This is a genomic window from Polaromonas sp. P4_F4, from assembly GCF_056401355.1.
Window position 1 is genome coordinate 40,272 of sequence record NZ_JBFUJO010000016.1, and the last position, 15,763, is coordinate 56,034.

At 60.7% G+C, this 15,763-nt stretch carries 16 protein-coding genes; 3 read left to right on the plus strand and 13 right to left on the minus strand.

The window, feature by feature from the left end; genetic code table 11:
- Positions 1–78: 78 nt before the first annotated feature.
- From ybgF to AC1DUR_RS16775, 5 genes are read right to left on the minus strand one after another with little or no spacing between them, the layout of a single operon-like run.
- Positions 79–834, minus strand: coding sequence for a tol-pal system protein YbgF (gene ybgF, locus AC1DUR_RS16755; RefSeq protein ID WP_477717265.1), 756 nt, complete (start codon positions 832–834; stop codon positions 79–81).
- Between the two features lie 21 nt (positions 835–855).
- Entirely contained in the window at positions 856–1,398 is a 543-nt protein-coding gene (pal, locus tag AC1DUR_RS16760) for a peptidoglycan-associated lipoprotein Pal (RefSeq protein WP_477717266.1), read from the minus strand.
- Between the two features lie 53 nt (positions 1,399–1,451).
- The gene (gene tolB / locus AC1DUR_RS16765) at positions 1,452–2,732 is read right to left on the minus strand and encodes a Tol-Pal system beta propeller repeat protein TolB (RefSeq protein ID WP_477717267.1); all 1,281 of its coding nucleotides are present in this window, start codon (positions 2,730–2,732) and stop codon (positions 1,452–1,454) included.
- 13 nt (positions 2,733–2,745) lie between these two features.
- On the minus strand, positions 2,746–3,588 hold the full coding sequence (locus tag AC1DUR_RS16770) for a glycosyltransferase (protein WP_477717268.1): 843 nt from the start codon (positions 3,586–3,588) through the stop codon (positions 2,746–2,748).
- Positions 3,585–4,355: a glycosyltransferase family 2 protein gene (locus tag AC1DUR_RS16775; RefSeq protein WP_477717269.1), complete on the minus strand. Its 771-nt coding sequence runs from the start codon at positions 4,353–4,355 to the stop codon at positions 3,585–3,587. Before AC1DUR_RS16775 ends, AC1DUR_RS16770 begins: the two co-directional genes overlap by 4 nt.
- Positions 4,356–4,529: 174 nt before the next feature.
- On the opposite strand from AC1DUR_RS16775, the gene AC1DUR_RS16780 reads away from it, so the two are divergent.
- From AC1DUR_RS16780 to AC1DUR_RS16790, 3 genes are all read left to right on the plus strand, one after another.
- Positions 4,530–5,789, plus strand: coding sequence for an O-antigen ligase family protein (locus tag AC1DUR_RS16780; protein WP_477717270.1), 1,260 nt, complete (start codon positions 4,530–4,532; stop codon positions 5,787–5,789).
- 53 nt (positions 5,790–5,842) lie between these two features.
- Complete coding sequence (gene msbA / locus AC1DUR_RS16785) at positions 5,843–7,561, plus strand: lipid A export permease/ATP-binding protein MsbA (protein WP_477717271.1); 1,719 nt, start codon at positions 5,843–5,845, stop codon at positions 7,559–7,561.
- Positions 7,562–7,643: 82 nt separating this feature from the next.
- A complete protein-coding gene (locus AC1DUR_RS16790) occupies positions 7,644–8,516 on the plus strand; it encodes a glycosyltransferase family protein (RefSeq protein WP_477717272.1) in 873 nt (290 codons plus the stop codon).
- 35 nt (positions 8,517–8,551) lie between these two features.
- On the opposite strand, the gene AC1DUR_RS16795 is transcribed toward AC1DUR_RS16790, so the two are convergent.
- The 8 genes from AC1DUR_RS16795 to hemF form a co-directional block, all read right to left on the minus strand.
- Positions 8,552–9,766, minus strand: a complete 1,215-nt coding sequence (locus AC1DUR_RS16795; protein ID WP_477717273.1) for a glycosyltransferase family 4 protein — start codon at positions 9,764–9,766, stop codon at positions 8,552–8,554.
- Complete coding sequence (locus AC1DUR_RS16800; RefSeq protein WP_477717274.1) at positions 9,763–10,539, minus strand: polysaccharide deacetylase family protein; 777 nt, start codon at positions 10,537–10,539, stop codon at positions 9,763–9,765. Before AC1DUR_RS16800 ends, AC1DUR_RS16795 begins: the two co-directional genes overlap by 4 nt.
- Entirely contained in the window at positions 10,536–12,047 is a 1,512-nt protein-coding gene (gene rng / locus AC1DUR_RS16805; RefSeq protein ID WP_477717275.1) for a ribonuclease G, read from the minus strand. The genes AC1DUR_RS16800 and rng overlap by 4 nt, the downstream gene beginning before the upstream one ends.
- Positions 12,048–12,092: 45 nt before the next feature.
- A complete protein-coding gene (locus tag AC1DUR_RS16810) occupies positions 12,093–12,701 on the minus strand; it encodes a Maf family protein (RefSeq protein WP_477717276.1) in 609 nt (202 codons plus the stop codon).
- A 77-nt stretch (positions 12,702–12,778) separates the two neighbouring features.
- On the minus strand, positions 12,779–13,246 hold the full coding sequence (gene rlmH / locus AC1DUR_RS16815) for a 23S rRNA (pseudouridine(1915)-N(3))-methyltransferase RlmH (RefSeq protein ID WP_477717277.1): 468 nt from the start codon (positions 13,244–13,246) through the stop codon (positions 12,779–12,781).
- Positions 13,243–14,076: a ribosome silencing factor gene (rsfS, locus tag AC1DUR_RS16820; RefSeq protein WP_477717278.1), complete on the minus strand. Its 834-nt coding sequence runs from the start codon at positions 14,074–14,076 to the stop codon at positions 13,243–13,245. The genes rlmH and rsfS overlap by 4 nt, the downstream gene beginning before the upstream one ends.
- 28 nt (positions 14,077–14,104) lie before the next feature.
- Positions 14,105–14,713 carry a nicotinate (nicotinamide) nucleotide adenylyltransferase gene (gene nadD, locus AC1DUR_RS16825; RefSeq protein ID WP_477717279.1) on the minus strand — a complete coding sequence of 203 codons (609 nt, stop codon included), beginning with the start codon at positions 14,711–14,713 and terminating at the stop codon, positions 14,105–14,107.
- A 53-nt stretch (positions 14,714–14,766) separates the two neighbouring features.
- Positions 14,767–15,687 carry an oxygen-dependent coproporphyrinogen oxidase gene (hemF, locus tag AC1DUR_RS16830; protein WP_477717280.1) on the minus strand — a complete coding sequence of 307 codons (921 nt, stop codon included), beginning with the start codon at positions 15,685–15,687 and terminating at the stop codon, positions 14,767–14,769.
- Positions 15,688–15,763: the final 76 nt, after the last annotated feature.

Below are 15,763 nucleotides of genomic sequence, written 5' to 3' on the forward strand. Positions count from 1 at the left end.
CCGAATTTTAAGTGGGAATGAAAAACCGCCGGATCTCCGTCCGTGGAGCTGCTCGGGGCAGCTTGAGGCAACTCAGGGCTACTTGAGCCGGGCCAGACGCTCTTTGGCGACCGAGGCCGCTTCAGATTGTGGATAGGTCTTTACGAGGTCTTCCAGCGTTTTGCGGGCAGACTTGACGTCCTTGAGTTCCACTTGGCAATTGGCCATCGACAACAGCGCTTCCGGCGCACGCATGTGACCGGGTTCGAGCGTCACCAGGGTGCGGAAGTTGGCCACCGCGTCGCGATAGTTGCGCAGGGCGTACTGGGCATTGCCCAGCCAGAACAGCGAAGATGAGCTGTAGCCACTTTGCGGGTAGCGCTTCATGAAGGCCACAAAACTGGCTTGAGCGGCAGCAAAGTCACCTTTGCGCAAGGTAGCAAGCGCCGCCTCGAACTCCTGCTTTTCAGCCGGCTCCGCCACAAACTCCTTGCCGTCCACAGCGATCTTGGTGGGCTCAAACTTTCGCAGCCGCTCGTCAACGCCCTGCGTAATGTCCTTCTGGTTGCGCTGAATATCGGCAAGGTCACGGGTCAGCCTCTCGTTCTGTCCGCGCATGCCGGCCATCTCGTTGCGCAGGGCCTCGATCTGGTTGGAAAGCTCAAGCAGGCTGCGGCGCAGCTGGGCATTGTCGTCATTGGCCCTGCGCAGGTCGTCAGCCGTGCGTTGCTGCGAAGCGTCGACTTTTTGCCGCAAATCCAGGATGGCCCTGCGCGCCTCATCGTCTTCGAAAAGAGCGGCCTGCGCATTGAAGGCCAGCAGGCAGGCAGCAGCAGCCGCGGCAAATCTGAACATGATCACAATAGTGATGCCGGCTTAGCGGTAGTTGATCTCGGCGCGGCGATTCTTGGCCATGGATTCTTCGTCCGAGCCCATGGCGACAGGTTTTTCCTTGCCAAAGCTCACGGCCTCCACCTGGGCATCTGCGACGCCCAGCAGTCCCAGCGCGCGACGCACCGCTTCAGAGCGTCGCTGCCCCAGTGCCAGGTTGTATTCGCGGCCACCGCGCTCGTCGGTGTGTCCTTCGATGGCCATCTTGCGGGCCTTGTTGGCCGTCAGATAGCGTGCATGGGCCTCAACAACCCCCTGAAATTCGGGTTTGATCACGTAGCTGTCGAAATCAAAGTAAATAATTCTAGCCGTATTGGCAGGCCCCGCGCCCGACACATCCGTTCCGCCAATTTGCACCGGTGCGACTCCCCTGCTGGCGGAGGCACCCGCATCACCAGACGGTTTGGCACTGGCTGTCCTGTCTTCCACCGGAACATCACTGAGCTTGACATTGGAGCCGCAGGCCACCAGCGTGGCAGCAAGAGCCAGGGAGGAGAAGATGGAAAAGAGAACGCGCTTCAGCTTCATGGAGTACCTCTACAAAAAAACAAAAAAAGATGATTCAAAAAAATTTGTGCCTGTCACCGCTGGAAAGGTCCCCAGTCGGGCTCACGGATGTCACCGCCGGCGCCGGATAACCTGGCCTTGATCTTGCCGTCCAGCGTCGTGGTCATCAGTGCTTCCCGGCCCTGCTGCTGGGTCGCATACACAATCAGGCGGCTATTGGGCGCGAAACTCGGGCTTTCATCGGCCGTGGTGTCGGTAATGGGAGTGGTCGTTCCGCTGGCAAGTTCCATCACGTGCAGCTTGAAGGCGCCTCCGACCCTCGAAACATAAGCCAGCCAACGCCCATCAGGGCTGATCGCCGGGGAGATGTTGTAACTGCCCGTGAACGTCACGCGCTCCGGATTTCCGCCGCCGGGACTCATGCGGTAGATCTGTGGTGCGCCGCCGCGGTCGCTGACGAAATAAATATACCGCCCGTCGGGCGAATAAGCCGGCTCGGTATCAATGCTGGATGACTGGGTTAAGCGCTTGGGGTCGCCGCCACTCAGGCCAATGGCGTAGATCTGCGAGCCGCCGTCCCGGCTCAGCGTGGCAACCAGTTGCTTGCCGTCGGGTGACCAGGCTGGTGCACTGTTGGAGCCCCTGAAATTGGCCAGCAGGCGCCGCTTTCCGGTGGCGACATCATGCGAATAGATCACGGGCTTGCGGGATTCGAAGGAAACATAAGCCAGCTGCGAACCGTTGGGCGACCATGAAGGCGAGATCACCGGCTCGGGGCTGGTGAGGGCAGACTGGGCTCCTTCGCCATCCGAATCGGCAACCCAGAGGTTGTAGCGTTGGGCCGTTTTGGTGACATAGGCAATTCGCGTCGAGAAGATGCCTTTTTCACCCGTGAGTTTTTCGTAGACAAAATCGGAGATCCGGTGCGCGGACAGACGCAAATCAGCCTGGGCCACGGTATAGCTCTGCCCCCCGAGGTCCTGGCCCCGCACGATATCCCACAGCCGAAGCCGGACATCAAATCGGCCGTCGGCAAGGGGCGAGACGCTTCCCGTCACCATCGCGTCCGCGCCCTTTTGCCGCCAGTTTGCGAGGTCTGGCCGCGTGTTTTCGTCCGCCACGATGCCTGTCGTGTCGACCGGGCGGAACATGCCGCTGCGCTCAAGATCGGCCTTGACAATGCTGCCAATTTTCTGCGGCGCCTGCGCCTCGCCCCGAAAAGAGGCGATGGCAATCGGTAATTGAGTCAGGCCCACGCCTGACACCTCCACGCGGAACTGTGCAAATGCCGGCGACAAGCCCGCCGCCAGCAAACTCATGACAGTACGACGGCTCAATGATGATGGGATGCTCATAGAAGAATGTTGATCAATGGAGTTGGGTTATTTTGACGGGCGATTCAGGGTCAATGTCGCGTAGCCCTTTTTCAGCCAGGATCAAGTCCGTTTTCATGCGTTGCAATACCCTGTTTTTGTTGACGGACTCCTGGTCGCGCTTGTTTTCGCGATGCCAAAGGTGAAAAACTTCTGTCGCCATAAACCCGTTTTTTCTTTGAATACCCAAGTGAGTGAGCCGCAGAACCAGGTCCGCGTCTTCATGGCCCCAGCCTTGAAACGACTCATCAAACCCATTGATACTGGCGAAATCACGCTGCCACACGCCGAAGTTGCAGCTTCGGATGCCGCGCCACTGAAAGCCTTGTTTTACCCTGAATAAGCGCCACGGCCAGACGACGAGGTGCAACAGTTTGTTGCAGTCCTTCCGCAGACGCGCGCGCCACCAGAAAGCAGGCGGACAACTCGGCAAATCTATTGTGCCATCGACCACTTGGGCAGTAAGGCCCGGGCTCAGCAGCACCCGGCTGCCATTCACAAAGCAACCCGCCTCGGCAAGGCGGACGTGCTGCGCCACGAAGGCCTTATTCGGCACACAGTCACCGTCCAGGAACACCAGGTAATCCCCTGTCGCATGGCGGGCCGCGAGATTGCGGGCCCGTGCGGCGGTAAAACCGACATCGGGATGCCAGACGTGGCGGACCGGACATTTGAAAACCGGCAAGTGCTCATGGAGCATCGCCACCTGCTCCGGCCGCGAGCCATCATCGGCGATCAACACCTCATGCCGCTCATCGCATTGTTCGGACAGGGAACGCAGCACAGGCAGCAGGGCATCCGTCCGGTTGTAGGTCAGGACGATAAAACTGATCTTCATTGCGAGGGAGGTGCTGCGCCGCCATCACGCTGCAGCAGCCAGAGCTTCAAATACCTGTAGTAAGTGCCCTCCGCGTTGGAGATGGCCAGGACCAGCCCCATCCGGCCATCCAGGAAGCCGCATCGTAAGAAGTAGGTCCTGACAAAGGCCCACAGCCCATGCCCGAGCGCCTTGCCCAGCGAGGCCTGCTTGCCTTTGCTGAACAGGCTCAGGGCGCCGGCGGTTGAATAGCGGTTGGCCTTGTCGAGAACCGCCTCGAAGTTCCTGAAGCTCTCGTGGAGCATCGGAGAACGCAGTTGCCCGATCTGGCTGGAGGTTACGACCCGCTCGTGAACCAGGTCCTCCGAAAACTGCGCCGCCTGCCGGCGAAACAGGCGTGTGACACGGTCGGGGTACCAGCCCGAATGGCGCATGTATTGCCCACAGTAGCTTGACAGCCGGGGCAATGCATAAACATCGAACGACGGAGCTTTCAGGATGGCCTGGATTTCAGCCTGCAACTCCGGCGTTACACGCTCATCGGCATCCAGCGACAGGACCCAATCACACCTGGCGAGGGCCAGTGCCCGGTTTTTCTGGATGCCAAAACCCTGCCAGTCAGTGCTGCTCACGACCTCCGCACCCATGGCACGGGCAATTGCGATGGTGTCATCGGTGCTGCCGGAGTCCAGTACCACCACCTGGTCAGCAAACATTACCGAGCGCAGGCAGGCCTCCATGTTATGTGCCTCGTTTTTGGTGATGACTGTGACGGACAAGCTTGCCAATGATTACCTTCATGCAATTAGCCAGGCCCGCATTTGCCAGCAAAACTGACCGGCCTGAAGCGTGCAAAGCATAGCAGAGCGCCTCGCAGATTCGCCCGCCCGGCACGGAAATGGAATCACTGATAATGCGGGCTACCCATGATGCAATCCCTGCGTGCCCTCCCTGCGACCATCTTGCCAAAGAAGACAATCAACATCAGGCTTGCCATCGTCTGCCTGGCGTCGGCCGCCGTGGGCTTGTCGATGGCCCTCATCAGCATTGCCAAACTCCTGCTGCTGATGTGCGGCATCGCTGCGCTGCTCTTCTGGCGACGAGCGCCCGCAGCGGGCAGGCCTTTGGCTGGCCTGTACACGCCCATTGCCGTGCTGGCGGCACTTTTCGCGTTCGCGATCAGCATGCTCTGGACAGTCGCACCGCCAGCCGATGTGTTGGGCTCCCTCGCCAAGTATGGCAAGCTGATCCTGATCGCATTGATGATATTTCTCATCCGCGACCGCCGCGAGGCCATGTATGCGCTGGGCGCGTTTGTGCTGACCCAGGTGTTCCTGGTGGCCAGTTCATGGATGCTGTTTTTCCATTTACCTGTGCCTTGGGCGACCTCCAACATGGCGCTGAAAGAGTACGCGGTATTTTCGAGTTACCTGGACCAGGGCATCATGGCGGCGGTGCTGGGCGCGGTGTGCTGGCATTTGCGCGACCTGGCGCCCGGGCGGTTCGGCCGACACTTCGCGATTTTCGTGGCTGTGATCGCCTTGTTCAATGTGCTTTTTGTATTGAGCGGACGCAGCGGACACGTGGTTGCCATCGCACTGCTGTCCATCGCCATCATGTGGGAGTTGCCCCGAAAATACCGGGCCGGCATTGTTTTGCTGCCTTTTCTCCTGGTTTTGCTTCTTTTTTTCAGCTCAACCAAGGTGCACGAACGGCTAACTGCGGTCAAGACCGAGGTGGAGTCGTATGCAACCCAGCCGCAAGTCAAAACGTCATCGGGCATCCGGCTTGGCCTCTGGTTGAGCGCCGCCCAGATCATTGGCCAGCACCCGGTGGTGGGGGCAGGTATCGGTAGCTGGAGCACCGAATACAACCGGCTCCAGCGTGCAAAAAACCCGGCCCACCAGGACATCCCGGGCAATGGAAACCCGCACCAGGAATACCTTCAATGGGGCGTGCAACTCGGCATTCCCGGCCTCGTCCTGCTGGCTGCCCTCATGCTTTCCGTGCTGCGGGACAGCCTGAAGATGGAACAACCGTACGCCCGAGCCGCGCAATCGGCGCTGGTTGCACTGGCGGTCGCATGCCTTTTCAATTCCATCATTTACGACGCACTGATTGGTGATTTTTTCTGCATCCTGATCGGCTTGCTGCTGGCCCTCGGCCTCAGCCCGGCCGCCGGACCGGTCATTGCCGCGCCCCAACGCGAGCTGCCCACGTGAGCCCCCCAACACCAATCGCCACAGCAGCCGCCAGTGCGGCCGAAAAATCAACCATGTGGCGCAGAATTGCGCGCGTCTGGCCCTATTTCAGCGGCTCGCGGGCTGGCTGGGCGCTGGCAATTGGTGCGACCATTGTTGCCTCCGCAACTGAGCCCTTTGTACCCGCGCTGCTCAAACCGCTGCTCGACCGTGGCTTTCAGAGGGATTCCTTCAACCTCTGGCTGGTGCCGCTCGCGCTGATGCTGCTGTTCACCGTGCGCGGGCTGTCCGGGTTTCTGGCCCAGTTTGCGCTGGCCAAAGTCACCAATGACGGCTTGCTCAAGCTGCGCGGAGCCATGTTTGACAAGCTGCTGAGTGCGCGGCTCACCCTGTTTGCCGACCAAAGCTCCAGCGCTATCGCCAATACCGTGGTCTATGAGGTCTTCAACGGCTCCTCCATGTTGATCAACGCCATCATGAAACTGGCGCGGGATGTGCTGACCCTGCTGGCATTGATAGGTTATCTGGTCTATTTGAACTGGAAGCTGATGCTGGTGGTCGCGTTGCTGTTTCCGGCCGTGGCGTTTGTCATCCAGGTGCTGTCCAAGCGCCTCTACCGACTCACCAAGGAAAGCCAGACCGCTACAGATGATCTCGCGTATGTCGTCGAAGAAAACGTTATGGCGCACCGCGATGTCCGCCTGCATGGCGCGCAGGCCGGCCAGGCCAGCCGCTTCAATCACCTCAGCAACTCGCTGCGCCGTCTGTCGATGAAATCCACCGCCGCCTACGCGGGCATGAGTGCGATCACCCAGGTGCTGGCCGCGATGGCGCTGTCGGCAGTCATTTCCATCGCCTTGCTGCAGAGCGCCGAAAATACGACAACCGTCGGCGGGTTCGTGGCCTTTGTGACGGCCATGCTGCTGCTGATTGCACCCGTCAAAAGCCTGTCGGATGCTGCCACGCCGGTGACCCGCGGATTGGCTGCACTCGAGCGCGGCCTTGACCTGATGAATCTGACGCCTGACGAAAGCGGCGGCTCGTTTGTCAAGGCCAGGGCGCATGGCGACATCGAGTTTGCCGATGCCAGCGTCATCTACAAAGCCGATGCCGTTCCAGCCCTTGATCAGTTCAGCCTTTCCATCAAGGCAGGAGAAACGCTCGCCATCGTAGGCGCATCCGGCTCCGGCAAGACGACCCTGGTCAACCTGCTGCCCCGATTTGTCGAAATGAGTTCGGGCAATATCTACCTCGATGGTCAGGACCTTCGTGCGTGGAACCTGGTGTCCCTGCGTGCGCAGTTTGCATTTGTGAGCCAGCATGTGGTGATGCTCAACAGCAGCATCGCTGTGAACGTTGCACTGGGCCAGCCCGTCGAGCGCGACCGGGTGAAGGAGTGCCTGGCCGCCGCCAATCTGGCCGGGTTGCTGGCCGAACTGCCCGAAGGAATGGACACGATGCTCGGCCACAACGCCATGCAGCTGTCGGGTGGCCAGCGCCAGCGGCTGGCAATTGCACGCGCCCTTTATAAAGACGCGCCCATTCTCGTGCTGGATGAAGCCACGTCGGCGCTGGATACCGAATCAGAACTGGCTGTGCAGGAAGCGATCAAGCGGCTCACCGCCAGCCGCACCTCGCTGGTCATTGCGCATCGGCTGTCCACCGTGCAGCATGCCGACCGCATCATCATGATGGAGGCTGGCCGCATGATCGAATCCGGCACCCACGCGGAGTTGCTGGCAAAAAATGGCGCCTACGCCCACCTTTACCGGCTTGGTTTCCAGAATACCTGACACCTGGCGTGACGTTCCCATGTATTCCCGTGCGTTGCCATCCAGCGAATATCCAAGAGTCAATTCAGATGAGTGCTTCAAGATGAGTGTTTCGATCAGCGGCTTCACCTTCATTCGCAACGGCGTAGACCTCGGTTTTCCTTTTGAGGCGTCCATACGCTCCCTGCTACCCCTGGTCGATGAGTTTGTCGTGGCCGTTGGCCAGGGCGCCGACGAGACGCTGGCGCGTGTGCGGGCCATTGCAGACCCCAAGATACGAATCGTCGAGACCCGGTGGAACGAACGCATGGCCGACCGCGGATTTGTCTACGCGCAGCAGAAAATGATTGCCCAGTACTCCTGCACGGGCGACTGGGCGTTCTACCTGGAAGGCGATGAAGTCGTGCATGAGGGTGAGCTGGCCGCCATACGCGCCAGCGTCGAGCGCCATCACGCCAACCCCGCCGTCGAAGCGCTGGTGTTTGACTACCATCATTTTTACGGTTCACCCGACTGGATCTCCATCAGCCCGGGCTGGTACCGCCGCGAATGCCGTTTGATCCGCAACACCATTCGCAGCTACGCGCCCGATGGCCAGTACTGGCTGGTCACCACCGATCACAAGCGCGGCCGCAACCCGCGCGCCGCACTCGCCAATGCCCACATCTACCACTACGGATGGATACGCCGCAACGAAGAGATGCAGAAAAAACTCGACCAGGTGAGCAAGTACTGGGGCGAAGAGGCTGCCGCGCAAATCACCTATAGCCAGTTTGACCGCCGTGCGCTCAGGCCGTTTACCGGTACGCACCCCCTGGCCGTGCAGGAATGGCTCGCCACGGAGGCCGAGCCGGTGTTAAACATCGATCCGGCGTACAAACCGACGCCCAAGGAAAACAAGTACCACTTCATGCGGCAGGTTGAAACGCTGACCGGGCTGGATTTCAGCCGCAAGCATTTCAAACTGGTAGCCTGACTAGCGCCCCGCAGCGCGTAGTCATTTGCCAGCGGTCACGACGCACTGCTCGCAACCTTTGTGGCAGCAAGTGCTGACAAATAGAGTGCTTCCTGCTGTAAAGCGAGTTCACCCCACTGGTAATGCGTGGCGAACTCCACGGCGCCGTGCGTCAGCCCGTCGTGAAGCGCTGGCTGGACCAGCACCTGCTGAATGACTTGCGCCAAATTGTCGGCATCCCTGGGGTCGTCAAGGACCATGGCGTTAACACCATGCTGCAGCAGCCCGGAAATACCGCAATAGCGAGGGCCGCTTACCACCACCGGCAGGCCATGCGCCATAGCCTCCAGGACCACCATGGCAAAGGTATCTTCCAGCGTTGGATGCACCAGGCAATCCACGGCTGTGTAGGCAGGCCCAACCTCCTTCAGCGAACCCAGGAAAAGGACCCGCGCACCCAGCTTGAAGGCCTCAGCCTGCGCCCTGAACGCTGGAATATGCGCCGGGTTACCAACCACCGCCAGCACCACATCGGAAGGCAAGTGCACCATCGCCTCCAGCAGGGCCTGCAGGCCTTTCTTGCGGTAATCGTTCCCTGCAAACAGCAGGCAGCGCGCCTCAACCGGCAAGCCCAGCATCGCCCGCGCCTCCCGTTTTAGCGCGAGCGTCACAGCTTGCGCCGGCATCGTGATGCCCGGCGTGATAACCGAGACCATTTCCTTGCAGGCTGGATAACTGGCGGCCATGATGGCCTGCAGGCTGCCCGAGGTCACCACCACCTGACGGCCGGGGCGGGCCGCATACCGCAAGCGCTCCAGAGCCAGATAGGTCAGCAAACGCGGGCTGGTCACGATCTTGATCCACCGCAGCAGCAGGCGCCAGCCATTGATCCCATGGAGCAGGTTGTATTTGACCGGCAACACGTGAACCGTCTGGACGTTCCCATGCCAGGTGTTTTCATGCGAATGCACCACATCAAAGCCGCGCCGCGTGGCCCACCAGGTGGCCGTGGCAAACCACAACTGGTTGATCCAACGGGGCTTGCGCAAAGGCGCAGAAACACGGTGGTAGCTAACGCCCGGCCATTGGTGGTCTATTTCCTGGGCAAACACATGCATCTCGTGTACGGCGGACAGTTGCTCGACCAGCGCAATGGAGTAGCGCTCCGCGCCGCCGCCGGTGGATGAGAAAGTCCGGTTGAGTACCGCAATGCGCAGTTTTTGCCGGGCGGGGCCTGGATGCTCCGCCGGATTCAGGGAAGGCGGGCTCATTGATGTCGGCGGTCTTCGTAGCCGGTCGCGATCTTGAGCCAGAAAACCGGCAGGCTGGTCGAGCGAAGCACGGGCACCCGTGGCAGTTGCAACAGATCCATCTGCGCATGGCAGCGACTCCGCGCGGTGGTCGTGGCCGTCACAAAGCCCTGTTCACGCGCCATGGCCACGTGCTTGGACTCGTAGCTGCCATATGGATAACAAAAATGCCGCACAGGCTGCCCGATGACCGATTCAAGCCCGGCTTTTCCCTGGGCCATCTCCACGCGGCACCCGGCCTCGTCAGTCGCCAGCAAATTCACGTGCTGGTGCGTGTGCGAACCAATCTCCTGCCCGGCTGCCACCCATTGGCGTATTTCGGCTTCGTTCATCAGCGGCGTCTGCGCAATACCCAAACCCGCATCCCACACATTGGTCTTGCCCAGCAGCCCGCTCACCGCATAGCAGGTGGACGAAAAGCCCTGTTTCAGCAAAGCTGGCAAGGCATGCGTGAGGTTGTTCTGGTAGCCGTCGTCAAAGGTAATGCCAACGACACGGCCGTCGCGCTCGCCACTGAGGTAAGGCTGCAGGCCGCTCATGGACAAGCCGGTGTAGCCCAGCAGCTTAAGCCAGGCCATTTGCCGGGCAAACGCCTTGGGCGACACATAGAGGCTGCGAAAAGGACTGCCTTTGGGCGGCGCTTCGGCAATCTGGTGATAGACCAGAATGGGAATGGGCCTGCGGTTCGCGGTGCAAGCTGTTGCGAGAATGGCCGGAAGGTCGCTTGCGCTCATAGCAAAACGATGTCGTACTGTTCCTGCGCCATGGCCGCTTCAGCCTGCAGCGAAATGGGCTTGCCGATGAAGTCGCTCAGGCCGGCCAGGTGCTGGCTTTCCTCGTCCAGGAAAAGCTCAATCACCTTGGGGGAAGCCACCACCCTGAATTCCCGCGGGTTGAACTGGCGCGCTTCGCGCAGGATCTCGCGCAGGATGTCGTAACCCACACTGCGCGCCGTCTTGACCACGCCTTTTCCCATGCAGGCGCTGCACGGCTCGCACAACTGGTGGGCCAGAGACTCGCGTGTTCGCTTGCGGGTCATTTCCAGCAGTCCCAGCGCCGAAAACCCGTTGACTGCGGTCTTGATGCGGTCCCGCGCCAGCTGCTTCTGGAACTCGGCTAGCACCGCATCGCGGTGGTTTTCCTTGATCATGTCAATGAAATCGACAATCACAATGCCGCCGAGATTGCGCAGGCGAAGCTGCCGGGCAATCGCCTGCGAGGCTTCCAGGTTGGTCTTGAAGATGGTGTCGTCAAAATTCCGGGCACCGACAAATCCACCCGTATTGACGTCGACAGTCGTCAGGGCTTCGGTCTGGTCAATGATCAGGTAGCCGCCTGACTTGAGGTCAACACGCCGGCCCAGCGCCCTGGCAATGTCTTCGTCAATGTTGTAAAGGTCAAAAATCGGGCGTTCACCGCTGTAAAGCTGAAGCTTTTGCACAGTTGCCGGCATGAACTCCACCGCGAAGGCCTTCAGGTTGTCAAACTGCTCGCGGGAATCGATGCGGATGGTTTGCGTGCCCTCCACCACCACGTCACGCAACACGCGCTGCAGCAGGTTGAGGTCCTGGTGCAGCACAGACGCAGGCGGCAGGCGCAGCGAGGCCTCCTTGATGCGCGACCAGGTTTTGCGCAGGTAGGCAATGTCCTCTCCCAGTTCGGCATCGGTGGCATCCTCGCCATTGGTCCGGAGGATAAAGCCGCCGCCCATGTCCCCGGTCAGGGCCTGGACACGCTGGCGCAGGTCCTCGCGCTGGCGCGGGGGTATTTTTTGCGACACGCCAATGTGATTGTCCTGCGGCAAAAAAACCAGCAGCCTGCCGGCGATGCTGATTTGCGCCGTCAGCCGCGCGCCCTTGGTGCCAATCGGATCCTTGAGAACCTGGACCATCACGGCCTGTCCCTCAAAGAGCTGTTTTTCGATGGGCTGAAGGGCTGCCATTGCCGGCGATGCCGAGGTAGAGGTCGATGTGCCGGCAGCCTGGAGTTCTGTCTCTGCATGACGGCTGTTGATGCTGCTCATCAGATCGGCAACATGCAGAAAAGCCGCCCGGTCCAGGCCAATGTCGATAAAGGCCGACTGCATGCCCGGCAACACGCGTGCGACCTTGCCCAGGTAAACATTGCCAACCAGGCCGCGCTCCAGCGTGCGTTCGACCTGCAACTCCTGGACCGCACCGAGCTCCACCACGGCCACACGGGTTTCCTGGGGCGACCAGTTGATCAGTATGTCTTGTTGCATGGCTCTATCGTAGCCGCTAGTGGCTTCGCTGCTGGCTGGCCACTGCTAGATTTTGAGGCCGGCGGCGCGCAGGAGCCATGCAGTCTCATGCAGGGGCAATCCCATGATCCCGGAATAACTGCCGCTGATATGCGAGATGTACATGGCCACCCTGCCCTGCACCGCATAGGCGCCGGCTTTCCCCATGGGTTCGCCCGACGCGACGTAGGACCTGATCTGGGCCGCGGTCATCGGTGCAAACGTGACGCGGGAAATGCTGAGCGCCTCAGTCCGCCGGCGTCCCTGCTGCACGGCCACTGCGGTGAGCACGCGATGGGTGGCACCGGAGAGCTGGCGCAACATGCGGGTCGCTTCAGCCGCGTTTTCGGGCTTACCCAGAATCGACCGGCCCAGGGCCACGGTGGTGTCCGAGCACAGAATAGGTGCCGGGGCCAGCCCCTGGCGCTTCGCGCGTTCGCTCGCCGCGTCCAGCTTGAGGCGGGTTACCCGCTTGACGTAAGCCACCGGAGACTCCTTGCCCAGCACGGCTTCCAGCGCTTCGGTGTCCTCGCCGGCAGCGGGCGCCAGACGCTGGTAGCGCACGCCGAGCTGCTCCAGCAACTGGGCTCGCCGCGGGCTTTGCGAAGCCAGGTAAACAAAATCAGCAGCAGGCATGGCTACTCACACGGGGACCCGGTTGCCCGCGGGCAGCCCGTAAAAAACCAGACACGGCGTCAGACGTGAACACCATGCTATTCGCGGTGATAGGGATGGTTGATGGTGATGCTCCAGGCCCGGTAAAGCTGCTCGATCAGCAACACCCGCACCATGGCATGTGGCAGGGTCAGATCGGAAAGGCGCAGGCGTTCATGCGCTGACTGCTTGAAGGCGGCATCCAGCCCATCCGGCCCACCGATCACGATGGCCACGTCGTCACCCGACAATTGCCATACCTTGAGTTTTTCGGCGAGCGCCACGGTGGTCACTGCGGTACCGCGTTCATCCAGCGCCACCACGCGGGTTCCGCGGCTGATGACGCCTTCAATGCGTGCGCGTTCAGCCGCCAGCAGGTTCTCGAGGGTTTTGGATGCGCGCGGCTCGGTTTTAACCGCCTTGAGTTCGACCTTCAGCTCGGGCGGAAAACGCTTGGCGTAGTCGTCGTAAGCCGTTTGCGCCCAGTCGGGCACTTTCTGGCCGACGGCTACGATCGTCAGCCTCATTTGCTCCGGGGGGCGGATTTCCTGGCTGCCGGCTTCTTGGCTGCAGTCTTGGCCGCGGTCTTGGCGGCAGCTTTCTTGGCCGGAGCCCTTTTGGGCGCAGGCACTTTCACGATCGGTGTCCTGGTAGCCGGCTTTGCGGCAGGTTTTGCAGCGGATTTCGCGGCCGCAGGCTTGGCCGTTGCCCTGCCCGCTTTCGCTACCGGCTCGGCGGCGGGTGTTGCCTGGTTCCGTTTGGCGGTCCAGTCACTGGTTTTTCCGACCTTGCCCACATACCCCGGGGCATGGTCCTTGACCACTGTTTTCACGGCCGGCTTGGCAATGCGCGCGCCGCGTGCAGCGGTGGATTTTGTTCCGGCCTTGGCGCCTGCTTTCGGTTTTGCACCGGCTTTCGGTTTGGGCTCTGCCGCGGGTTCGGGCTTTGACGCCTTCACCAACGGTGCGGGTGCTCCCAGCTTCAACTTGATCGGCTTCTCGCCCCAGAGTTCTTCAAGATGGTAGTACTGGCGGATCGTGGGCTGCATGATGTGCGCGACGGCAGCGCCGCAATCCACGATGATCCACTCTCCGTTGTCTTCTCCTTCAATCCGGGGCTTGGCAAAACCCGCGTCGCGCACGGCATCGCGCACGCTGGCCGCAAGGGCCTTGGTCTGGCGGTTGGAGGTTCCGGAAGCAACGATCACGCGCTCAAAGAGCGAGGTGATGTGCTCTGTGTCAAATACCTGAATGTCCTGCGCCTTGACATCCTCCAGGCCGTCAATGATGGCCCGCTGCAATTTCTGCACATCTTTCTTGTCGGCGGTGCTGGTGGTTTTGACAGTGATAGAGGTCATGCAGGGCTTTGCTTCAATGAGGGTGGAATTAAGGGAGACTGTAAAGCTGGTGGAGCGAAATATAACGCGCAACCGGCTCAGGGACCAAGTGCGCGATTTCCCCGGCGGTAGCTGCACCCGAAGCCATCAGATGGCGGATATGGGTTGCGCTGACAGGCATCAGGGGCAGTTCCAGCGTCAAAAAGCGGCTGCTTTGCCCCGGATAGGCATCAAATTTGGATTGATCCAGCGTGGATTCTATGCGACCAGCTATACAAATTATAGCAAGTTGCAGAATATCCCTCCAGCGGTGCCATTGCCGGAACGCCGAAAACTGGTCCGCACCGATGATCAGGTAGAGCCGGGCCTGCGGATTTTCCGCCTGTAGAGCCTCCAGCGTATCAATCGTGAAGGTCGGCCCCGCACGCTGCAATTCGCGCTCGTCCAGCACAATGCGCGGCAGGTCCTGAAACGCCAGCCGAGTCATGGCCAGCCGGTGAACAGCCGCACTGAGCTGCCTGGCCTTGTGCCAGGCCTGCCCGGTAGGAATGATGTGCAGCGCGTCCAGCTCCAGCTGGGCCAGGGCCACCAGCGCCAGCGCCACGTGGGCATTGTGCGGCGGATCGAACGCCCCACCAAACACCCCGATGCGTCTCACCTGCGTCTCCTGCTGCTGGACGGCAGGCTCTTCCGGGGAAGGGGTCGCGGCACTCAAACCCAGTCCCGCCTGATCAGAAACTCTTTGTACAGGCGCTCTTCGGGGGAGCCGGCTTCAACCTGGTGCTGGTAGGCCCAGCTGGCCAGCGGCGGCATGGACAGCAAAATGGACTCGGTGCGACCGCCCGACTGCAGGCCAAAATGCGTGCCGCGATCCCAAACCAGGTTGAATTCCACATAGCGGCCACGCCGGTAAAGCTGGAAATTGCGCTCGCGCTCCCCATAGGGCAGGTTCTGACGCCGCCTCACGATCGGAAGGTAGGCTTGAAGGAAGGAGTCCGCCACGCTTTGCATCATGGCAAAGCTCTGGTCCAGGCCCAGCTCCTGGAAATCATCGAAAAATATGCCGCCTATGCCGCGCTGCTCCTGGCGGTGCTTGAGATAAAAATACTCATCACACCATTGCTTGAAGCGCGGATATTTGTCGCTGCCGAACGGCGCCAGCGCATCCTTGCAGGTCTGATGGAAATGCACGGCATCCTCGTCAAACCCGTAATAGGGCGTCAGGTCCATACCGCCGCCAAACCAGCACACAGCATCTGCCGGACCGGCGGAAATCGGTGTGGCAGCCAACATGCGCACGTTCATGTGCACGGTGGGTACATAGGGATTGCGGGGGTGAAACACCAGCGACACGCCCATGGCCTCAAACGGCGCGCCGGCAAGCTCGGGCCGGTGCTGCGTCGCCGAGGGAGGCAACCTGGGGCCGCGCACATGCGAAAACCCGCAACCCGCGCGCTCAAACACCTGGCCCTGCTCCAGGATTTTGGTGATGCCGTTTCCCTGCAAGGGCTCGCCCGGCTCCTTTTGCCAGGGGTCGGCCAAAAATTGCCCGCCATCGAGTTCAGCAACGGCTGCGGTGATGCGCTCCTGCAGTCCCAGCAAAAAGGTGCGAACGCCCAAAAGATCAGTCATCTCATTGACCCACGTAATGACCCATGTTACAGGCCGCAGTGGCACCCGGCACCGACAGGGCACCGGAATCCGGCAC